18 protein-coding genes, 1 tRNA gene and 1 pseudogene are annotated in these 19989 nt (G+C 63.1%); 10 read left to right on the top strand and 10 right to left on the bottom strand.

Annotation, left to right across the window (positions count from 1 at the left end; genetic code table 11):
* Window positions 1–283: 283 nt before the first annotated feature.
* From rpsA to aroA, 3 genes are all read right to left on the bottom strand, one after another.
* Window positions 284–1990, bottom strand: coding sequence for a 30S ribosomal protein S1 (rpsA, locus tag QRQ56_RS13580; RefSeq protein ID WP_438740664.1), 1707 nt, complete (start codon window positions 1988–1990; stop codon window positions 284–286).
* A 264-nt stretch (window positions 1991–2254) separates the two neighbouring features.
* The gene (cmk, locus tag QRQ56_RS13585; protein ID WP_438741465.1) at window positions 2255–2893 is read right to left on the bottom strand and encodes a (d)CMP kinase; all 639 of its coding nucleotides are present in this window, start codon (window positions 2891–2893) and stop codon (window positions 2255–2257) included.
* Window positions 2894–3605: 712 nt separating this feature from the next.
* Window positions 3606–4994, bottom strand: a complete 1389-nt coding sequence (aroA, locus tag QRQ56_RS13590; protein ID WP_438740666.1) for a 3-phosphoshikimate 1-carboxyvinyltransferase — start codon at window positions 4992–4994, stop codon at window positions 3606–3608.
* Window positions 4995–5104: 110 nt separating this feature from the next.
* Here aroA and QRQ56_RS13595 point away from each other — a divergent pair, with 110 nt between their 5' ends.
* Together QRQ56_RS13595 and QRQ56_RS13600 are read left to right on the top strand one after the other, a co-directional pair.
* A complete protein-coding gene (locus QRQ56_RS13595) occupies window positions 5105–5512 on the top strand; it encodes a TIGR02300 family protein (protein ID WP_438740667.1) in 408 nt (135 codons plus the stop codon).
* Window positions 5513–5610: 98 nt separating this feature from the next.
* Window positions 5611–5686 (top strand) — tRNA-Ala (locus QRQ56_RS13600).
* A gap of 64 nt (window positions 5687–5750) precedes the next feature.
* Here the strand turns inward: QRQ56_RS13600 and QRQ56_RS13605 are convergent.
* The gene (locus QRQ56_RS13605; RefSeq protein WP_438740669.1) at window positions 5751–6209 is read right to left on the bottom strand and encodes a MarR family winged helix-turn-helix transcriptional regulator; all 459 of its coding nucleotides are present in this window, start codon (window positions 6207–6209) and stop codon (window positions 5751–5753) included.
* A gap of 151 nt (window positions 6210–6360) precedes the next feature.
* On the opposite strand from QRQ56_RS13605, the gene QRQ56_RS13610 reads away from it, so the two are divergent.
* From QRQ56_RS13610 to QRQ56_RS13645, 8 genes are all read left to right on the top strand, one after another.
* Window positions 6361–6786 carry an organic hydroperoxide resistance protein gene (locus QRQ56_RS13610; RefSeq protein WP_063198878.1) on the top strand — a complete coding sequence of 142 codons (426 nt, stop codon included), beginning with the start codon at window positions 6361–6363 and terminating at the stop codon, window positions 6784–6786.
* A gap of 177 nt (window positions 6787–6963) precedes the next feature.
* Entirely contained in the window at window positions 6964–8181 is a 1218-nt protein-coding gene (locus tag QRQ56_RS13615; RefSeq protein WP_438740670.1) for a CaiB/BaiF CoA transferase family protein, read from the top strand.
* Between the two features lie 221 nt (window positions 8182–8402).
* Entirely contained in the window at window positions 8403–9719 is a 1317-nt protein-coding gene (ugpB, locus tag QRQ56_RS13620) for a sn-glycerol-3-phosphate ABC transporter substrate-binding protein UgpB (protein ID WP_438740672.1), read from the top strand.
* A 50-nt stretch (window positions 9720–9769) separates the two neighbouring features.
* Complete coding sequence (gene ugpA / locus QRQ56_RS13625; RefSeq protein ID WP_438740673.1) at window positions 9770–10651, top strand: sn-glycerol-3-phosphate ABC transporter permease UgpA; 882 nt, start codon at window positions 9770–9772, stop codon at window positions 10649–10651.
* A complete protein-coding gene (gene ugpE, locus QRQ56_RS13630; protein WP_438740674.1) occupies window positions 10651–11499 on the top strand; it encodes a sn-glycerol-3-phosphate ABC transporter permease UgpE in 849 nt (282 codons plus the stop codon). The genes ugpA and ugpE overlap by 1 nt, the downstream gene beginning before the upstream one ends.
* A 13-nt stretch (window positions 11500–11512) precedes the next feature.
* Complete coding sequence (locus QRQ56_RS13635) at window positions 11513–12598, top strand: sn-glycerol-3-phosphate import ATP-binding protein UgpC (RefSeq protein WP_438740676.1); 1086 nt, start codon at window positions 11513–11515, stop codon at window positions 12596–12598.
* Window positions 12599–12909: 311 nt separating this feature from the next.
* Window positions 12910–13335, top strand: a complete 426-nt coding sequence (locus tag QRQ56_RS13640; RefSeq protein WP_212235616.1) for an Hsp20 family protein — start codon at window positions 12910–12912, stop codon at window positions 13333–13335.
* A gap of 50 nt (window positions 13336–13385) precedes the next feature.
* A complete protein-coding gene (locus QRQ56_RS13645; protein WP_438740678.1) occupies window positions 13386–13670 on the top strand; it encodes a DUF1150 family protein in 285 nt (94 codons plus the stop codon).
* A gap of 176 nt (window positions 13671–13846) precedes the next feature.
* Here the strand turns inward: QRQ56_RS13645 and QRQ56_RS13650 are convergent, their stop codons facing one another.
* The 6 genes and pseudogenes from QRQ56_RS13650 to rpoN all read right to left on the bottom strand — a co-directional run bounded on the left by QRQ56_RS13650 (window position 13847) and on the right by rpoN (window position 19915).
* Window positions 13847–15190, bottom strand: coding sequence for an ADP-ribosylglycohydrolase family protein (locus QRQ56_RS13650; RefSeq protein WP_438740680.1), 1344 nt, complete (start codon window positions 15188–15190; stop codon window positions 13847–13849).
* Window positions 15177–15335: pseudogene (locus QRQ56_RS13655) on the bottom strand (hypothetical protein); the annotation flags it as partial. The pseudogene QRQ56_RS13655 and the gene QRQ56_RS13650, both read right to left, overlap by 14 nt.
* A 344-nt stretch (window positions 15336–15679) precedes the next feature.
* Window positions 15680–16798 (bottom strand): tetratricopeptide repeat protein, encoded by a 1119-nt coding sequence (locus QRQ56_RS13660; RefSeq protein ID WP_438740682.1) that lies wholly within the window; start codon window positions 16796–16798, stop codon window positions 15680–15682.
* A gap of 122 nt (window positions 16799–16920) precedes the next feature.
* On the bottom strand, window positions 16921–17382 hold the full coding sequence (gene ptsN / locus QRQ56_RS13665; RefSeq protein ID WP_027514736.1) for a PTS IIA-like nitrogen regulatory protein PtsN: 462 nt from the start codon (window positions 17380–17382) through the stop codon (window positions 16921–16923).
* 220 nt (window positions 17383–17602) lie between these two features.
* A complete protein-coding gene (gene hpf, locus QRQ56_RS13670; RefSeq protein ID WP_438740684.1) occupies window positions 17603–18214 on the bottom strand; it encodes a ribosome hibernation-promoting factor, HPF/YfiA family in 612 nt (203 codons plus the stop codon).
* 81 nt (window positions 18215–18295) lie between these two features.
* Window positions 18296–19915, bottom strand: coding sequence for an RNA polymerase factor sigma-54 (gene rpoN / locus QRQ56_RS13675; RefSeq protein ID WP_438740685.1), 1620 nt, complete (start codon window positions 19913–19915; stop codon window positions 18296–18298).
* Window positions 19916–19989: the final 74 nt, after the last annotated feature.

A 19989-nucleotide genomic window follows, 5' to 3' on the forward strand; every position in this document is an offset into this window, starting at 1 on the left:
CAAGGCCTGGTGGGGCCTCAGCAAATCGCCACAAATTCAGTCGTCATCCCCGCGAAGGCGGGGATCCATAACCCCAGGGAGACGTCGTCGCGCGGGCTAGCAACTCCGAGTCTTCGCCAAACTTCTCCCTGGGGTTATGGGTCCCGGATCGGCGCTCCGCTCCCGACAACGCTACGCGTTGCCGGGACCTACGCTTGTCCGGGACGACAGTTGTGTATGTCGCCCCAACAAAAAAGCCCCGGCTCGCGCCGGGGCTCTGATGTCAGCAAAACCTAGGTTTCGCTTACTTGCTGTCGCGGTTCTTGAGCGCGGTGCCAAGGATGTCGCCCAGCGTCGCCCCCGAATCGGAGGAGCCGTACTGCGCGATGGCTTCCTTCTCTTCGGCGACTTCGAGCGCCTTGATCGACACCTGGACCTTGCGGGCCTTCTTGTCGAACTGGATCACGCGGGCATCGACCTTCTCGCCGACGGCGAAGCGTTCGGCGCGCTGGTCGTTGCGGTCACGAGCGAGCTCGGAGCGCTTCACGAAAGTGGTGAAGTCGGTACCGGTGATCTTCACCTCGATGCCGCTCTCCTTCACTTCGAGCACTTCGCAGGTCACGACCGCGCCCTTCTTGACATCGCCCGGCTCGGCGAAGGGGTCGCCTTCGAGCTGCTTGATGCCGAGCGAGATGCGCTCCTTCTCGACGTCCACATCGAGCACCACGGCCTTCACCATGTCGCCCTTCTTGTAGTTGTCGATCACCTGCTCGCCCGGAAGCTTCCAGTCGAGGTCGGAGAGATGGACCATGCCGTCGACGTCGCCCTCGAGGCCCAGGAACAGACCGAACTCGGTCTTGTTCTTGACTTCGCCCTCGACCACCGAACCGGTCGGGTGACCTTCGACGAAGACCTCCCAGGGGTTGCGCATGGTCTGCTTGAGACCGAGCGAGATGCGGCGCTTGACGGAATCGACTTCCAGCACCTGCACTTCGACTTCCTGCGAGGTCGAAACGATCTTGCCGGGATGCATGTTCTTCTTGGTCCACGACATCTCGGAGACGTGGATCAGGCCTTCGATGCCCGGCTCGAGCTCGACGAACGCACCGTAGTCGGTGATGTTGGTGACGCGGCCGGTGAAGCGAGCCTGCAGCGGGTACTTGGCTTCGATGCCCTGCCACGGATCGTCCAGCAGCTGCTTCATGCCCAGCGAGATGCGGTGCGTCTCGTGGTTGATCTTGATGATCTTGACCTTCACGGTCTGGCCGATCGAGAGCACCTCGGTCGGGTGGTTGACGCGGCGCCACGCGATGTCGGTGACGTGCAGCAGGCCGTCGATGCCGCCGAGATCAACGAACGCACCGTAATCGGTGATGTTCTTGACCACGCCGTCGATGACCTGACCCTCTTCGAGGTTCTGCACCAGCTCCTGGCGCTGCTCGGCGCGGGTCTCTTCGAGAACCGTGCGGCGCGACACCACGATGTTGCCGCGGCGGCGGTCCATCTTGAGGATCTGGAACGGCTGCGAGTTGTTCATCAGCGGCGCAACGTCGCGGATCGGACGGATGTCGACCTGCGAGCGCGGCAGGAAGGCCACGGCACCGTCGAGGTCGACGGTGAAGCCGCCCTTGACCTGGTTGAAGATGACGCCGTTGACCTTCTCGTTGTTCTGGAAGGCCTTCTCGAGCTTGCCCCAGCTCTCTTCGCGGCGAGCCTTGTCGCGCGACAGAACGGCTTCGCCAAGCGCGTTCTCGATGCGATCGAGGAACACTTCGACCTCGTCGCCAACCTTCAATTCGCTGTCACGGCCGGGGCCGGAAAATTCACGCAGGGCGACGCGGCCCTCGGTCTTCAGGCCGACGTCGATGACGGCCATGTCTTTTTCAATTGCAACCACCTTGCCCTTGACGACCGAGCTCTCCTGCAGGTTGCCACCTGCGAAGGACTCGTCGAGCATCGCTGCGAAATCGTCGCGCGACGGGCTATAGGTATCAGCAGAAGTCGAAGCCATTTGTTCTCCAGTTGCGGATGTCTTGCCGGCCGTTGGGGTCATGGGCGCATCGCACACGCAGTGTCGGAAGGCCCGCAAGACCTTCAGGCGACCGCTCGTTGCTCCGGCTGGCGCCGAAACAGCGGAAGCGGGCCGGCAGGGCCCGCGTGTTCGATACGTGGAAAATCTTTGTCCGGAGCCTGGATCGCATCAGTCCCGAGCAGGGACCTGATGTATCGACCTCAAAGAGCGGGAGCGGGCGCTTCCTCCAATGACGGCTGCGGCTTAACCCCGCGACCGGCCCGCTCGGACGGCCTCGATAATGTCGATGGCGGCCCGGACGCCGCCTTCTATATCCAGTTGGGAGTTATCAAGCAAGTAAGCATCCGCGGCCGGTTTCAAAGGCGCAATCGGCCTGTTTTTGTCGCGTTCGTCTCGCTGGATGATATCGGCGAGCACGGCCGCCTCGTCCGCCGCCTCGCCCCTCGCCCTCGCCTCCATGGTCCGGCGGCGGGCACGGACCTTGGGGTCGGCGACGACGAAGATCTTCACGTCGGCATCCGGGCAGATCACGGTTCCAATGTCCCGGCCATCCAGCACCGCGCCGGGCGGATCGGCGGCGAATTGCCGCTGGAAATTGAGCAGGACCTCACGGACTTTCGGGATCGCCGACACGATCGAGGCGCCCTCGCCAGCCTTCTGGGTCTTCAACGCGGGATTACCGAACTTTTCGGGGTCGAGCTCCAGCGCGGCCTGCACGGCCGCCGCCTCGTCACGGAGATCATGACCCGACTGCATCAGGGCATAGGCCACCGCGCGGTAGATCACGCCGGTATCGAGGTGACGATAGCCGTAATGATGGGCAAGGCGCTTGCCGAGGGTTCCCTTCCCGGAGGCCGCGGGCCCGTCGATGGCGATGATCATGTCACTCAAACCTTGGCTGTCTGCGGCCCGCGCGCACGTCGCAATGGCCGCTCTTCGGTGAAGATATTGCGAGACGCGAACTCCGCGGGACTCGCAAAAGTGAGATATTCGCGCATTGCGTCGGAGGGGGACGGTGCAGTGAACCATGGCTCGGCAAGGCGTCGTGCCGGATCGCAGACCCAGGCCGGCAAAATATTGGCCGAGCAGCGCGATGGCCTCCTCAACGGTCGAGATTCCCACCACCTTCATCAGGTTCAGGATATCCAGCCGCTCCGTCTCGCCACGAACCGGATCGGTGACGCGAAGCGCCTTCAATTTCAACGCCAGAAGATATGCCGCGGTGGGCACCGAAACCTCGAGTCCCGGCGGCGTGCCGTCGCGCGGGAAGGTGCCGAATTCGAGATGATCTGCAGCGCGGTCCGCCAATGGACTGAGACGGAATACGACGTGGTCGTTGAACCAGTCGGCGCTCCACCCATTTCTTGCGGCGATCTCGGCTACTGCTCTACCAAGCCAGTCCGGCAGCGGATGCTCGAGCTTCGAGACATCGACGTCTTCGGTCGCAAAGCGGAAATTACTGGCCAGCATGAGAGCCGAGCCGCCATAGACCGCGATCTGAAGCTTGCTTCCGGCGTCGGCCGCAGCACGGCCGATCGAATCGAAGGCGTCCAGCAAGGCATCGCGGTCGAGGGCTGCGCTCATGGCCACGGCCTCATGAAAACTCGGCCCCTAGCGAACGCATCATCGGAATGAAATCCGGGAAACTGGTGGCGATGAAGGCGGTGTCATCGACGGTCACCGGCTGGTCGGAGGCGCAGCCCATCACCAGCGCGGACATCGCGATGCGATGGTCCATATGGGTGGCGACAGTGCCTCCGCCCGGCACGTGGCCGCGGCCCTCGACGATCAAATCGTCGCCGGAGACCTCCACTTTCACGCCGTTGACGCGCAGCATGTCGGCGGTCGCTTCCAGGCGATCGGATTCCTTGACGCGCAGCTCGTGCAGGCCGCGCATGATGGTGGTGCCCTCGGCGAAGGAGGCCGCCACGGCCAGCACCAAATATTCGTCGATCATCGATGGCGCGCGCTCGGGCGGCACCTCGACACCGCGCAGCTTCGAGGCGCGCACACGCAGCTTCGCCATGGGTTCACCGGCATCGCCCCGCATTTCGCTCTCCTCGATCGAGGCGCCCATTTCGCGCAACGTGGTGAACAGGCCGGTGCGCAGCGGATTGGTCATGACGTCGGACAGGACGACATCGGAGCCCTCGACGATCAGCGCTGCGACCACGGGGAACGCCGCGGAGGACGGATCGGCGGGCACCACGACGGTGGCGCCGTGCAGCTCCGGCTGGCCCTTGAGGGTGATCCGGCGGCCATGCACGCCCTCGCGCGCCGAGGAAATATCGGCGCCAAAGTGTTTCAGCATCAATTCGGTGTGGTCGCGGCTGGCTTCAGTCTCGATCACGGTCGTGGTGCCCGGCGCGGCGAGGCCCGCCAGCAGCACCGCCGACTTGATCTGGGCCGAGGCGACCGGGGTCGTGTAGGTGATCGGAAGCGGATCGCGCGCGCCTTGAAGGGTCAGGGGCAGGCGGCCGCCCTCACCTCCGGTGACGACTTTCGCGCCCATCTTCTCCAGGGGATCGAGAATCCGGCGCATGGGGCGGCTGCGCAGCGAGGCATCGCCGTCGAACACCGCCGAGATCGGGCAGCCGGCGACGGCGCCCATGACCAGCCGGCAACCGGTGCCGGAATTGCCGAAATCCAGGGGCGCTTTGGGCTGGGCGAAGCCTGCGACACCTCCCCCGTTGACCTTCCAGGCAAAATCCCCGGTGCGCTCGACCCTGGCGCCCAGCGCCTGCATGGATTTGGCGGTGTTGAGGACGTCCTCGCCCTCGAGCAGGCCCGAAATCCGGGTTTCGCCGACCGCGAGCGCGCCCAGGATGAGCGCGCGGTGGGAGATCGACTTGTCCCCGGGCACCCGTACTGTCCCGGTCAGGGGACCGCTGGCGCGCGACTGAAGCGGCCTCGTTTGGTCGGAATGGGTCACGATAATGTCCTTGGATGCACCCTCGAGGGGGCTGGAGGGCAGGTACCACATGGTCCGAGCCCCGTCACGGACATGTCGTTCTCCCGTAATGCGCTATTGACAGCGGGCCGCCAACTAGCCAAGTGAAGCACCGCTTTTCAGACATTCCCAGGATTCCTGCCGTGGCCAAGTCCGAACTCGGAACCAAACGTATTTGCCCGACCACGGGCAAGAAATTCTACGACCTCAATAAGAGCCCGGTGATCTCGCCCTATACCGGCGAAGTGGTGCCGATCGCTCCCGTGGCTCCCGCGCGCGTTCCTCGCGGTGCCGAAGCTCGCCACGCTGCAGCCGCCGACACCACGCCGGAGCCGGCAGAGGTCGAGGAGGTCTCGCTCGAGGAGGCCGATGCCGAGGAGAACACCGGCAAGGTCAAGGCTGCCGTGCCTGAATCCGAGGACGATATCGAAGTCGACGAGACCCTCGACGACGACGATGACGACGATTCGACCTTCATTGCCGACGAAGAAGAGGGCGATGAGGACGTGACCGACATCATTGGTGATGTCGGAGGTGATGAAGAGACTTGAGATCAGCCCTGATCTGTGAAAAAGGGTGCACCGCGCGAGTCGCTTGAGAGCGCTCGCCGGCCGGGACGGATCCCCCAGGATCCTCCTATCTGGACTTCGGGGCCATAGCTCAGCTGGGAGAGCGCTTGCATGGCATGCAAGAGGTCGGCGGTTCGATCCCGCCTGGCTCCACCAGCCTTCGCGAAGCGAAGGCTGTCTCGCCGAAGCCCGCAGGGCGAAGGCGGACTCTCGCGAGGCGCTACTCCCCAATCACCGCATTCAATCGATCCCGTAGCGCCACGATCTCGTCTTTCATCGCGATCAGCTCGGACACCGAGCAATCCGAGGCCGCCAGGATCGACTGCGGCACGGCGCGCGCTTTCTCCTTCAGCGCATGGCCCTGGGCCGTCAGCGCGATCAGCACCTGGCGCTCGTCCTCGCTGGAGCGGGTGCGCTTGACGAGGTGCGCCGCTTCCAGCCGCTTGAGCAGCGGCGTCAGCGTGCCCGAATCCAGGAACAGCCGCTCGCCGATATCCTTGACCGGCACGTCGTCGCGCTCCCACAGCACCAGCATCACCAGATATTGCGGATAGGTCAGGCCGAGCCGGTCGAGCAGCGGCTTGTAGACGCGGTTGAAGGCGTGCGCAGCCGAATAGACCGCAAAGCAGATCTGGTTGTCGAGCTTTTGCGGATCGAGGGTCGATAGTTTCCGGGCCATGGGGATCTCGCGGGATTTGCCTCATTCTGGGGCCGGACGGCCGCAGATTCAATTGCGAACAATTAAATGTGAGGCTCCCCAATTTCAATTGCGCGCAATCTAATTGTCTGCGATATAGAACGCACCCCATCGAAACCCAAGGGAGACGACAATGTCCGTGAACGTCCTCTACAAGACCAGCGCCAAGGCCACCGGCGGCCGCGACGGCCATGCTGCAACCCTCGACGGCGCGCTCGACGTCAAGCTCACCACGCCGAAGGAGCTCGGCGGTGGCGGCGGCGCCGGCAACAATCCCGAGCAGCTGTTCGCGGCCGGCTATGCGGCCTGCTTCATCGGCGCGATGAAGTTCGTGGCCTCGCAGGGCGGCCCCAAGGTTCCCGCGGATGCCTCCGTCACCTCGACCGTCGGCATCGGCCCGCGCTCCGAGGGCGGCTTCGGCCTCGATATCGACCTCGCCGTTTCGCTGCCGGGCCTCGCCCGCAGCGAAGCCGAGGCGCTGGTCGAGAAGGCGCACCAGGTGTGCCCCTACTCCAACGCCACGCGCGGCAATGTCGACGTTCGCCTGACGGTCGTCTGACCGGAACGGCGGATTGGCTGGCCCGGGATCCCCCTCGGGCCGGCCGCTTCTGCTTGATTTGCCATTCCGCGGGATAGTCGCACCGCGGCGCATGCGGCCCTACGCATCAAGCCATTGCTGGCGCAAAAAAACCTCGCTAGGCCTGTGGTCAATGATCGACACAGGGGAAGCGACGGCATGACTGAAGCAGCCAGTTCTGAAGCAGCAACGGGCGCAATGAGCGGACTGCGCGTCATCGATCTCACGCGCGTGCTCGGCGGTCCCTACTGCACCCAGATCCTGGCCGACCATGGCGCCGACGTGATCAAGGTCGAGCCGCCCGCCGGCGACGAGGTGCGCGAATGGGGCCCTCCCTTCCACGAGGAAGACGCGGCCTATTTCATCGGCATCAACCGCAACAAGCGCTCGATCGGCCTCGACCTCGCCTCCGAGGGCGGCCGCGCCGTGCTGCTGAAGATGCTGGAGACGGCCGACGTCCTGATCGAGAATTTCAAGCCGGGCACGCTGGAGAAATGGGGCATCGGCAACGACGTGCTCAGCCAGAAATTCCCGCGCCTCGTGCATTGCCGGATCTGCGGCTTCGGCGCTGACGGCCCGCGCGGCGGCAATCCCGGCTACGACGCCATCATCCAGGCCATGACCGGCATGATCGCGGCGACCGGCTCGCTCGAGAGCGGCCCGATGCGGATCGGCGTGCCTCTCGTCGACATCGGCACCGGACTTTACGCGGCGATCGGCATCCTGATGGCGCTGTCGGAGCGGCAGCGTTCCGGCAAGGGCCAGTTCCTGGAGACGACGTTGTACGAGACCGGCCTTGCCATCATGCATCCGCACACCGCGAACTACTTCATGCATGGCAAGCCGCCCGGCCTCACCGGCAACGAGCACCCGAACCTCGTGCCTTACGCGATCTTCCCGACCAAGACCGACAACATCTTCATCGGCGTCGGCAATGACGGCACCTTCCGCAAGCTCGCCAAGGAGATCGGCAAGCCGGAGCTCGGCACCGACCCGCGCTTCGCCCGCAACAAGGACCGCATCGCCAACCGCGAGGCACTGCGCGCCGAGCTCGCCGCCGTGTTCAGCCAGCACGAGGCCGAGCCGCTGTGCAATCGCCTGCTGGCCGCAGGCCTGCCCGCAGGCCCCGTGCAGAAGATCGACCAGGCGTTGACCAACGCCCACACGATCGCGCGCGGCGATATTATCGAGAAGGACTGGTACAAGGGCGTGGCCTCGCCGATCCGGCTCGACCGCAGCAAGCCGAGCCTGCGCCGGCTGCCGCCGAAATTCAGCCAGCACTCGGCGGAAGTGCTGGGCGAGTTCGGCTACTCCAAGGCCGAGATCGACGCGATGGTCGAAAAGGGCACGGTCTGCGGCCCCGAGCGCAAGCGCTAGCGGCCCCCGCCTCCCTCCAACGAATGATGCCGCACTGCGGCGCGGGCACGATAGTGCACCGCGAACGGAGGAAGCTGCCCACTTCGTCTTCGCCTAATTGACGACTTCCCATTTGGCAGCGCTTGCTGCTTTCGTTTCTCCCGCTTACACAGTCATGTGAACGTCATATGGCGCTGCTAGCGCAAGCGCTTCTTTAGTGACGGGCAAGGGAGGTTTTCTTGATGGCTCTTCGACAATTTGGCACGGCTGCTGCTGTTGCACTCGCGGTTGGTCTCGGCGCTTCGCCGGCCCTGGCCGTGACGGAAATCCAGTGGTGGCACGCCATGACCGGCGCGAACAACGACGTCATCGTCAAGCTCGCCAATGATTTCAATGCCGCGCAGAGCGACTACAAGGTGATCCCCACCTACAAGGGCAACTACGCCGATACGATGAACGCGGGCATCGCCGCGTTCCGCGCCGGCAACGCCCCGCACATCATGCAGGTGTTCGAGGTCGGCACCGCCACCATGATGGCCGCGACCGGCGCCGTGAAGCCTGTCTACAAGCTGATGGCCGACGCCGGCGAGAAGTTCGATCCCAAGATCTACCTGCCCGCCATCACCGGCTACTACTCCACCTCGAAGGGCGAGATGCTGTCGTTCCCCTTCAACTCGTCGTCGACCGTCATGTGGGTCAATCTCGACGAGCTGAAGAAGGCCAATGTCGCGATCCCAAAGACCTGGCCCGAAACGTTTGAGGCCGCCAAGAAGCTCCATGACAACGGTCATGCGACCTGCGGCTTCTCCAATTCCTGGGTCACCTGGGTCAATCTCGAGCAGCTCTCCGCCTGGCACAACGTGCCGCTGTCGAGCAAGGCCAACGGCCTCGACGGCTTCGACACCAAGCTCGAGTTCAATGGTCCGCTCCAGGTCAAGCATCTCGAGAAGCTGGTCGAGCTGCAGAAGGACAAGACCTACGATTATGCCGGCCGCACCAACACCGGCGAGGGCCGCTTCACCTCGGGCGAATGTCCGCTCTATCTGACCTCGTCGGCATTCTTCGGCAACGTCAAGGCGCAGGCCAAGTTCGCCTTCACCGCGGTGCCGATGCCCTATTACCCCGACGTCAAGGGCGCGCCGCAGAACTCCATCATCGGCGGCGCTTCGCTCTGGGTCATGGGCGGCAAGCCGGCCGAGGAGTACAAGGGCGTTGCTAAATTCCTGACCTTCCTCTCGGACACCGATCGCCAGGTCTATATCCACAAGGCCTCGGGCTATCTGCCGATCACCAAGGCGGCTTACGAGAAGGCCAAGGCCGAGGGCTTCTACAAGGATCAGCCCTATCTCGAGACCCCGCTGCTCGAGCTGACCAACAAGGAGCCGACCGAGAATTCGCGCGGCCTGCGCCTTGGCAATATGGTCCAGCTGCGTGACGTCTGGGCGGAAGAGATCGAGCAGGCGCTCGCCGGCAAGAAGACCGCCAAGCAGGCGCTGGACGCGGCCGTCGAACGCGGCAACACCATGCTGCGTCAGTTCGAAAAGACCGCCGTGAAGTAAGGCAACGCACGGCAGGCCGGTGAACCCGGCCTGCCGCTGCTGCTGGCATCATGCAAAAGCAAGCCATTTTCCAATCGAAGCTGTTGCCTTACGCGCTGGTTGCGCCGCAGCTCGCGATCGTCCTGATTTTCTTCTACTGGCCGGCCCTGCAGGCCGTGATCCAGTCCTTCCTGCTCCAGGACGCCTTTGGTCTGTCCACCAGCTTCGTCTGGTTCGACAATTACGTCGAGCTGTTCAGCGACCCCGCCTATTTCGAATCGATCCTGCGCACCTTCTTCTTCTCGTTCGCCATCGCGGTCTCCTCGCTGTCCTTTGCACTGCTGCTCGCGGTGATGGCGGACAAGCCGCTGCGCGGCTCGACGCTCTACCGCACGCTGCTGATCTGGCCCTATGCGGTGGCGCCGCCGGTCGTCGGCGTGCTCTGGATCTTCATGCTGCATCCCTCGCTCGGCGTGCTCTCGCGCTATCTGCGCGCAATGGGCATCGACTGGAATCCGCTGCTCGACGGCGACCAGGCCGCCAGCCTGATCATCCTCGCCGCCGCCTGGAAGCAGATCTCCTACAACTTCCTGTTCTTCCTCGCCGGCCTGCAGGCCATTCCCAAAAGCGTGCTCGAAGCCGCCGCGATCGACGGCGCGCGCCCGATGCGCCGGTTCTGGACCGTGACCTTCCCGCTGCTGTCGCCGACCATCTTCTTCCTGCTGGTCGTCAACATCGTCTATGCCTTCTTCGACACGTTCGGCATCATCGACACCATGACCCGCGGCGGTCCCGGCAAGTCGACGGAAACGCTGGTCTACAAGGTCTATTCCGACGGCCTGCTCGGCGGCAATCTCGGCAGCTCGGCGGCACAATCGGTGGTCCTGATGGTCATGGTCATCGTGCTCACGGGAATCCAGTTCCGCTTCGTCGAACGCAAGGTCACCTACTGATGGTCGAGGACGAGGGCATCCGGCGCTACGTCGCCCATTTCATCCTCTGGATCGGGATCGCGATCGTGGCCTTCCCGGTCTACATCGCGATCGTCGCCTCGACACAGGACAACGCGCTGATCGCGAACGGGCAGATGTCCCTGCTGCCGGGCGGCCATTTCTTCGAGACTTACTACCAGACCATCTTCGTCGGCACGAGCGGCTCGACCCGCGAGCCGGTCGGCAACATGATGCTGAACTCGCTGGTGATGGCGCTCGCGATCGCGATCGGCAAGATCGCGATCTCGATCATCTCGGCCTATGCGATCGTGTATTTCCGCTTTCCGTTCCGCATGCCGATCTTCTGGATCATCTTCATCACCCTGATGCTGCCGGTCGAGGTGCGCATCTATCCGACCTACAAGATCGTCGCCGATCTGCACATGCTCGACAGCTATGCGGGCCTCGCGCTGCCGCTGATCGCCTCGGCCACGGCGACGCTGCTGTTCCGCCAGTTCTTCATGACCGTGCCGGACGAGCTGCTCGAAGCCTCGCGCATCGACGGCGCCGGCCCGTTGCGGTTCTTCTGGGATACGCTGCTGCCGCTGTCGCGCACCAACATGGCGGCGCTGTTCGTGATCCTGTTCATCCTCGGCTGGAATCAATATCTCTGGCCGCTGCTCATCACCACCCGCGACGACATGCAGACCATCCAGGTCGGCATCCGCAAGATGATCACCACCACCGACGCGCTGACCGAATGGCCGATCGTGATGGCAACCGCCGTGCTGGCCATGCTGCCGCCGGTGTTCGTCGTCGTCGTGATGCAGAAGCTGTTCGTGCGCGGACTGGTCGAGACGGAAAAGTAAGAAGCGAGTTTTCATGGCTAACGTCACCCTGCGCAACGTCCGCAAGACCTACCCCGGCGGCTTCGAAGCCATCAAAGGCGTCAACGTCGATGTCGGCGACGGACAGTTCTGCGTGCTGGTCGGCCCCTCCGGCTGCGGCAAGTCCACGCTGCTGCGCATGGTCGCAGGGCTGGAGACCGTCACCGGCGGCGAGATCGACATCGGCGGTAAGGTCGTCAATCAGGTCGAGCCCGCCGATCGCGACATCGCGATGGTGTTCCAGAACTACGCGCTCTATCCGCATATGAGCGTCTACAACAACATGGCCTATGGCCTGCGCAACCGCGGCATGGCGGAAGCCGAGATCAAGACCCGCGTCGAGGAAGCCGCGCGCGTGCTCGAACTGTCCGCCATGCTGGAGCGCAAGCCGCGCCAGCTTTCCGGCGGCCAGCGCCAGCGCGTCGCCATGGGCCGCGCCATTGTGCGCCAGCCGAAGGTGTTCCTGTTCGACGAGCCGCTGTCGAACCTCGACGCCAAGCTGCGCATCTCGATGCGCGTCGAGATCCGCAAACTGCAGCGCCGGCTCAACGTCACCTCGATCTACGTCACCCACGACCAGCTCGAGGCCATGACGCTTGCCGACATCCTCGTCGTGATGAACGGCGGCCAGGTCGAGCAGGTCGGCAATCCCCTCGCGATCTACGAGAAGCCGGCGACGACTTTCGTCGCCTCCTTCATCGGCGCTCCACCGATGAACCTGATGCCGACGCGTACCGATGACATCAAATCGCAGCTAGGCGGCAGCGCTGGCGAGGCCGGCATTCTCGGCATCCGCCCGGAAGACTTCGTCATCACCGACCAGACTCCGGCCGGCGGCATCGCCTTGCCGCTCACCGTGGAAGCGATCGAGCGCGTCGGCGCCGAAACCTTCGTCTATGGCTCGCGCGCGCCGGAAGAGCAGCACGTCGCCGCCACACCCGGCGAGCTGCCGCCCGGCGAGATCATCGTCCGCATCCCCGGAACCGAGGCGCCTGCCATCGGCGCGAAAATCCGCGTCGCGGCCGTGCGCGCGAAGCTGCATTTGTTCAGCGCTGACGGGCGGACGCGGCTCGAAGCCTAGGGTTCCGAGGCTTCCAGTACGAAAACAACCCCATGCACAGTAGAAGGGGTCTTGTTTTCGTTGGGAAAATCCATCCCGAAAAATCGTAGCGCGAGGCCTCTCGCTCAGCTCCGAGCAAACGCTGACGAAGCGTTCGGAGACATCGCCGACACATCAGCGGTGGCAAATGGACGATGCGGCCGATCTCGGCCCATCCACAGCCTCCCGGCTACGTCCTTGAACGCACACAGGAACATGCCCATATTGCTGATCAAGGGGCGCCTCTACGGGCCCTGATGCACCAAAGTCGCTTTGCGAGGACTTTGTAAACTATGTCTCGTGTTCCCACGTTATCCAGTCCGTTCCTTCTGGGCTTCGACGAGATTGAGCGCGTGCTCGATCGCGTCGTCAAAGGCGCCGACGGCTACCCTCCCTACAATATCGAGAGGTGCGGCGGCGCGGACAACCAGCCCGAGCGCTTACGAATCACGCTGGCGGTCGCCGGATTTACGCGCGACCAACTCGATGTAACCATTGAGGAAAACCAGCTCGTGATCCGCGGGCGCCAACAGGACGACAAGACCCGGCAATACATCCATCGCGGCATCGCCGCGCGCCACTTCCAGCGCACCTTCGTGCTGGCGGAGGGGATGCTGGTGCTGGGTGCGGATCTGAAGAACGGGTTGTTGTCGATCGACCTGGCCCGGCCTGAACCGGAGAGGATCGTTAAGACAATCGCTATCAATGAGCACGAATAATGGAACGAGTAGCGGACTCGACCGCTTAGTGTTCCAGAGGAGTCGAGACCATGAGTGAAGGTCACGTTGCGTTCGAATACGAAGCCAAATCCGATAACAAGGCCGTCTCGCCGGAGACGCTGGCAACCCTGGGCGAAGGCCATATCGCCTATGTGAAGCAGATCCGCTCCGAGGATGTGCCGGGCCTGTTCCCCGAAGCGCCGAAGATCGCGCCGGGCCTCAAGCTCTTCGCGCTCCACGCCGCCGACGGCACGCCGATCATGCTGACCGACAGCCGTGAAGCTGCGATCGCGAATGCCTGGAGCAACGAGCTGCAAGCGGTGAGCGTGCACTGAGCGCGCGCTTCGCACGAATCAGAATTTGAAGCGGGCATGCCTTCGAACGAAGGCGTGCCCGTTTTGGTTTGGGCATCAATCGCTTCCAAAGTCAAAATCGGGCTTAGATCTCGACCGGATTGAGCATTCGGCGCAGTAGCAGGCAGGTCGGCCTTGGAAAGACCGCGAGGGCTCCGTCAGAGTTTTGCCAAGACCGTTTGCCCAAACTCCAGCTCAAGCCACTGCCACTCGGCGTCCTGACCCGACCAGGCTTCACCGCGTTGCTTCACTCGACCGAGGCCAGCGAGCCACAAGGTCGTTCCCGTCGTTCCTACGGCGTCTCCCTGAGTCGTGGGAGGTGACCATTCCACAAGGTCAGGATACTGAAAGCTCGGTACGCTCTCACCCGCCGCGATACCCGCTATCCTGACTGCTTCGGAAATTAGATAGCCGCGGTCCTGCAAGTCCCAACGCGGCTCGCCACCGTTGATGCTGCCGATAATGGCGCCGGCCATCGAAGCTATCGTATCGGTATCACTTCCTATTTCGTTTGCGCCGAGACATAGAGCCTCTTCGGCCGACATCGTGCTGCCGCACAAAGAGAGAGCGCTCGCAGCTATTGCCGTGTTTGTTCCGGCACCGCGGGTCGCATCTTCAAAGCCGCCAAGTCTGCTTAGGACCTCTCGATATCCCTTTGGGCCCTCGCGTACGGCGAGTTGCACATCGCCAACAAGGGAAAGCGAACGCTTTGCCTCGTCTTCAACCGCTCTCTCGAAAGAACGGCCAAACCGCTCTTCCCATGGGCCGAGCCAAAATGACCCCAAGTGCTCGTCCTTCTTAACAACTTTAGCAAGTTGTCCGAATGAACCGATAAAGTCTTTCCAAGCTGAAACGTCAGGGGTCCGTTGCTCCTGAAGCGAATAAGCTAAGGACATCGCGTGAAATATCGCTCCGCAGAAGCCAATTGGGTGCCCATGTGTCGTTATTGCGTCCTTAAAAACATCCGCGGCGAAATCTTCAAGCCGCAAGCTCCGGCTCTTCCACACGTGAGGTTGGATACGCATAGCGGCCCCATTGCCACCGGCATCGAAATAGCCACGCGTCGCCTTCGAAGAGAAGAAGTTTGAAAACCAAGCAACACCCGGTTCAGCCAGGTTATTGGCAGCTGCCGTTGTGCCCGGACCAGCGCCAAGCGAATACGAGAGCCAAACAGGTAGCTCGACTTTGGCGAAGGCCTCGACGTCAAATTGACCATTACCTCGGGTGGCCCGAGAGACTGCTAATCGGAGCTGAGTGTCGTCCGAATACGTTCCGGCGGGAAGCCTGACGGTAGGGCCGAAATAGCCACCGATCCTTCGTCGCCAATCCATAGTCGAGCGTACTTGGATTGCCCCCGTTCGGTGATAGAGGGTCCTTTGATCTGCAAGTTCGGTCATCCAACCGAGCGCATCGCCAGCGGCAGCCCAAAGAGATGAGCTAACGACTGCGGCCTTTCGACTATCCGCATTCAACTGAGGACCTCTTGCGCTACGGCTGGCCATGGAACTTGCTCGCATCTTCTAACGCCTCAACATCGTCGCGGCCAAACCGCGACAATACTGCGTGCACGCGATCAGCTTCTTCACCACTCCTTACGTAGACCCGTCGAAGGTACGACATTCGGAAGCCGTCAGGAAAAAGGACCTCAGCTTGCTCGCTGTATGCGGATCGATGTTGTTGGTAGTTGAAAAGTAGACACCTCTTTGGTCCAGCAGGTCCACGTCAAAAGACATTATCACCCAGTAAACATCTCGGCCGGCGTGCCACCACAACGAGGCACGAAGCAAGTTTGTCGTTATTTCCGGAATACTGAGATTGACGAAGTTGATCCAATTCTCCGTCTTGTCGAACCAAGCTTCTTCCTCACTTCGGAAGGGAGCATTGAGCGTGAGGATGTTTTCGAGTTTGTCTTCAGTTTTGAGAGGATCCTGGATTGCTCCGTCGCAAGGGCTACTCGCAATGACTCTAAGCGAGGCTTCAGCCCGCCCGCATCACTTCACGAACCCAAGCCCTTCGCGCGCGGTGTCGACGGCCCATTTGTCGCCCGGCGGCAGCGCGAGCACGCTGTTGAAGTCGGCGCGCGCGCGCTTTGGATCCGACATCATCATGTAGAGCAGGCCGCGATTGGCCAGGGCGGCCTGGTTCGTCGGGTCGAGCCGGACCGCCTCGTTGTAATCGGCAAGCGCGCGCGTGTGTTCTCCCATGTCGCGAAGCAAGGCGGCGCGGTTGTTGTAGGCCGTCGAATTTGCCGGCTCCAATCGAACCGCTTCGTCGCAATCGGCCAGGGCACGCTTGTCGTCACCCTTCTTGTGCCAGGCGAGGGCGCGGGCGAGATAGGCTTTCGCGAAAGCCGGGATCATCCGCGTGACCTCGTCAAACTCCCGGATGGCCTCGTCGGCATCGTCCTTTTTCAGGAGGATGATCGCCCGGCAATAATGGCCGCCGGCTTTGCCGGGCTCGAGGCGAACGGCGCTGTTGCAGTCGTCGAGCGCCGCATCGATCTCGCCCCTGCCGGAATGGATCGTGCTCCTGAGCTCGTAAGGCCATGCGGCCGCCGGATTGCGCTGCATCGCCTCGTTGTAATCGGCCATGGCGCGGTCGGTGTCGCCCTTCGCCGCATGGGCCTCGCCTCTCGTGACGAGCGCAAAATAGGCCTGCTTGGGATTGCGTTCGATCGCTTCGGTGAACCCGGCGATCGCGGGATCGAAATCGCGTCTGTTGAAATATTCCTGCGCTCGCGAGGTGTAGGACGGTCCGTAATTGGGATCGAGGCGAATGGCGTCGTTGTAGTCGGCCAGCGCATGATCGCCATCGCCTTTGGCCGAATAGGCGCGGCCGCGGCAATTATAGGCGCGACCGAAATTCGGATCGATCCGGATCGCAGCGCTGCAATCCTCGAAGGCGCGATTCCAATCGCGCTTCATGTACCAGGCTTCGCCGCGCAGCTCGTAAGCGACCGCGTTGGTCGGGTCCGCCGCAATGATCCCGGTCTTCTCCGCGATGACGCGGTCGTTCGATGCCTCGTCAGCGCGAGCCACGTTCGTCGTGGCGATGGCGAAGGAGCAAACCAGACCCAGACCGAAAACCCGGCCGACCGAACCGCACATCATGTCGACAAATCCCCGCGCCGAAATTGTGCCGGTCGCAGGTGAGCATGGTGACGACATATCGCAGCGCCCGGCTGCAAAATAAGTCGCCGACGAAGCAGTACGGGTTCGAACGGGGGAGACGCTTACGCCGCGGTCGCCGGCGGCAGCGCCAGCACCGAATAGATCGCCTGGGCATCGCGCGAGGCGCGGAGCTTCTTGGCGATGTCCTGGTCGCGCAGCAAGCGGGCGATGCGGGCAAGGGCCTTGAGATGGTCGGCACCGGCGCCTTCGGGGGCGAGCAGCAGGAAGACCAGATCGACCGGCTGGCCGTCCATGGATTCGAAATCGATCGGGCGATCGAGGCGGGCGAACAGGCCGAAGATCTTTTCGAGCTTGGGCAGCTTGCCGTGCGGAATGGCAACGCCGTAGCCGACCGCGGTGGTGCCGAGCTTCTCACGCTGCAGCAGCACCTCGAACACCGAGCGCTCGTTCTGCCCGGTCAGCTCGGCAGCCTTGGCCGCGAGCTCCTGCAGGGCCTGCTTCTTGCTGTTGACCTTCAATGCCGGGAGAATCGCCTCGGGTGCGACCAGATCGGTAATCGGCATGGAGGGTTTCCGAGGTGAATTAAACCGTCAGGTTCCGAAATGGCCGGCTCAGTCGAACCGAGCCCGGCCGGCGGCAAGAAGGTGAAGCAGGAGGGGGACTTAGCCCCGATCCTGATGTGGGGCGCTTCTACTCCAACGCAATCCCGGTGCCAACTGCCGCGTGCGGCTTTGCCACGGTCATTGTTAAGCCCTGGGGATCATACGGGCCCCGGTTTCGGCCCTAGCCGCCCGTCTTTCCGTCCGGCTTGGCTCCCGGCGGGTCGATCCAGCCGACATTGCCGTCAGCCCGGCGGTAGATGATGTTCACCCGGCCGCTGGAGCCATGCTGGAACACCAGGCAGGGTGCCCCGCTGAGGTCGAGTTCCATGACGGCCTCGCTGACCGAGAGCGGCTTCAGCGAGGTGGTCGATTCGGCGATGATGACCGGGCTGTAGCCGGTGACCTCATCCTCGTCCTCACCCTCGCCCGGCGCCTCCAGCACATAAGCCGTGGCGTCGAGGGCCGCGAGCGCAGCGGAGGCGACGTGAGCCTTGCGGGCGGAGCGGTCCTTGAGACGGCTCTTGTAGCGCTTGAGGCGCTTCTCGATCATCACCAGGGCCTGGTCGGCGCTGGCATAGGCATCCGGCGCGTTCGAATCGGCTTCCAGCGTGATGCCGGAATCCAGATGCAGCGCGCAGTCGGTGCGGAAGCCGAAGCCGTCCTTGCTGAGGGTGATGTGGCCGGAGTAATTGCCGTCGAAATATTTGCGCAGGACCTCTTCAGTCCGGTCGCTCACGCGGCCGCGCAGGGCCTCGCCGACACTGACGCTCTTGCCCGAAATCCGAAGAGTCATGTGATGCCTCGCTTGGTTTGCTTGCCAAGATTGGATCGGTCGCGAATGGGGAGAGAGTAGCGCGATTTCGCGCCAGCGCAATCAGGCCGGTTCGGTGTTGCGGGAGCGATCGGACAGGGCGGTGGAGAGAACGTTACCAAGGGCGCTCTGCTTGTCGCGGCGGCGTTGCACCGAGGAAGGAATGCGCATGGCTTCGCGGTACTTCGCGACCGTGCGGCGGGCAATATCAATGCCCGAGGCGCGCAAGCGTTCCACGATGGTGTCGTCCGACAGGATCGCGCTGGGCGCTTCCTGATCGATCAGCTGCTTGATGTGGTGGCGCACGGCTTCGGCGGAATGCGCCTCGCCGCCGTCGGCCGAGGCGATCGAGGCCGTGAAGAAATATTTCAGCTCGAATGTGCCGCGATTGGTCGCCATGTATTTGTTGGCGGTGACGCGCGACACCGTGGATTCATGCATCTGGATGGCGTCGGCGACGGCTTTCAGATTGAGCGGCCGCAAATGCGCAACGCCATGGGTGAAGAAGCCGTCCTGCTGGCGCACGATCTCGGTTGCAACTTTCAGGATGGTGCGGGCGCGCTGGTCGAGCGCGCGCACCAGCCAGGTCGCGTTCTGCAGCGCGTCGGTGAAGTACGACTTGTCGCCGTCCTTGCCGACCTTCTTCGACAGCTGCGAATAATAAGTCTGGTTGACCAGCACGCGCGGCAAGGTGTCGCTGTTGAGCTCGACATGCCAGCCGCCGTCGGGACCCGGGCGGACATAGACGTCGGGCACCATGGTCTGCAGCCGCGCCGAGCCGAACTTCATGCCGGGCTTGGGATTGAGACGGCGGATCTCGCCGATCATGTCGGCGATGTCCTCGTCGTCGACGCCGCAGAGCTTGCGAAGAGCCGCGATGTCGCGCTTGGCGAGGAGATCGAGATGCTCGACCAGGGCCTGCATCGCGGGGTCGTAGCGGTCGAGCTCGCGAAGCTGGATCGCGAGGCACTCGCTCAAATTGCGCGCACAGACGCCGGGCGGGTCGAATTTTTGCAGCACGGCGAGAACGTCCTCGACGTCCTTTTGCGTCGCGCCCAGACGCTCCGCGGCCTGACCGAGATCAGGCGGCAGATAGCCGGCTTCGTCGACGAGGTCGATCAGGTACTGGCCGATCATGCGCTGCGCGGCGCCGGTGAAGGCCACCGAGAGCTGCTCGGCGAGATGGTCGGTGAGCGTCAGCTCGGCCGCGACGAAGGCTTCGAGATTGTAGTCCTCATCGCCGGAGGCGCCGCCGCCCCACTCGGTGTAGGTGGTCGGCGCAGCGTCCTGGGCATTGCGCGCTGCAGCCTCGGCCGGCTCCTCGGAGAAGACGTTGTCGAGGCCGGTGTCGAGGGTCTGCTCGATCTCGGCGCGGGTGCCGAGATCCTTGCTCATCCATTCTTCCTGGCCCGGCTCGAAGGCCTCCCCCGGTCCACCGCCGGGCTCGTCGCTGCCGCCGCCGAAATCGTCGCCATCGTTGAACTGGCCGGCTTCAGCCGGGGCGTCCCCGCCGCCGGCCTCGTCATTGGCCCGCTCCAGCAGGGGGTTCCGCTCAAGCTCCTCTTCCACGAAGGTCGTGAGATCGAGATTGGACAATTGCAGCAGCTTGATCGCCTGCATCAGCTGCGGCGTCATGACCAGCGACTGCGATTGCCGGAACTCTAATCTCTGCGAAAGCGCCATCTAACAAGAACCGTTCCCGAAAATTGGTCCGATTCTTGCTTATCTTAGTCCTGACCCGATGTACACGCCTTGAC

The organism is Bradyrhizobium sp. U531 (assembly GCF_051710265.1).
GTDB lineage: Bacteria > Pseudomonadota > Alphaproteobacteria > Rhizobiales > Xanthobacteraceae > Bradyrhizobium.

What these genes read in the sequence shown, in the direction of transcription:
- rpsA (WP_438740664.1), bottom strand. Translation starts at nt 1,990, where the DNA reads ATGGCTTCGACTTCTGCTGATACCTATAGCCCGTCGCGCGACGATTTC.
- QRQ56_RS13645 (WP_438740678.1), top strand. Translation starts at nt 13,386, where the DNA reads ATGAGTGAAGGTCACGTTGCGTTCGAATACGAAGCCAAATCCGATAAC.
- QRQ56_RS13640 (WP_212235616.1), top strand. Translation starts at nt 12,910, where the DNA reads ATGTCTCGTGTTCCCACGTTATCCAGTCCGTTCCTTCTGGGCTTCGAC.
- ugpA (WP_438740673.1), top strand. Translation starts at nt 9,770, where the DNA reads ATGCAAAAGCAAGCCATTTTCCAATCGAAGCTGTTGCCTTACGCGCTG.
- QRQ56_RS13650 (WP_438740680.1), bottom strand. Translation starts at nt 15,190, where the DNA reads ATGGCCAGCCGTAGCGCAAGAGGTCCTCAGTTGAATGCGGATAGTCGA.
- ugpB (WP_438740672.1), top strand. Translation starts at nt 8,403, where the DNA reads ATGGCTCTTCGACAATTTGGCACGGCTGCTGCTGTTGCACTCGCGGTT.
- QRQ56_RS13635 (WP_438740676.1), top strand. Translation starts at nt 11,513, where the DNA reads ATGGCTAACGTCACCCTGCGCAACGTCCGCAAGACCTACCCCGGCGGC.
- ugpE (WP_438740674.1), top strand. Translation starts at nt 10,651, where the DNA reads ATGGTCGAGGACGAGGGCATCCGGCGCTACGTCGCCCATTTCATCCTC.
- ptsN (WP_027514736.1), bottom strand. Translation starts at nt 17,382, where the DNA reads ATGCCGATTACCGATCTGGTCGCACCCGAGGCGATTCTCCCGGCATTG.
- QRQ56_RS13605 (WP_438740669.1), bottom strand. Translation starts at nt 6,209, where the DNA reads ATGGCCCGGAAACTATCGACCCTCGATCCGCAAAAGCTCGACAACCAG.
- QRQ56_RS13615 (WP_438740670.1), top strand. Translation starts at nt 6,964, where the DNA reads ATGACTGAAGCAGCCAGTTCTGAAGCAGCAACGGGCGCAATGAGCGGA.
- QRQ56_RS13660 (WP_438740682.1), bottom strand. Translation starts at nt 16,798, where the DNA reads ATGATGTGCGGTTCGGTCGGCCGGGTTTTCGGTCTGGGTCTGGTTTGC.
- hpf (WP_438740684.1), bottom strand. Translation starts at nt 18,214, where the DNA reads ATGACTCTTCGGATTTCGGGCAAGAGCGTCAGTGTCGGCGAGGCCCTG.
- QRQ56_RS13610 (WP_063198878.1), top strand. Translation starts at nt 6,361, where the DNA reads ATGTCCGTGAACGTCCTCTACAAGACCAGCGCCAAGGCCACCGGCGGC.
- aroA (WP_438740666.1), bottom strand. Translation starts at nt 4,994, where the DNA reads ATGTGGTACCTGCCCTCCAGCCCCCTCGAGGGTGCATCCAAGGACATT.
- cmk (WP_438741465.1), bottom strand. Translation starts at nt 2,893, where the DNA reads ATGATCATCGCCATCGACGGGCCCGCGGCCTCCGGGAAGGGAACCCTC.
- rpoN (WP_438740685.1), bottom strand. Translation starts at nt 19,915, where the DNA reads ATGGCGCTTTCGCAGAGATTAGAGTTCCGGCAATCGCAGTCGCTGGTC.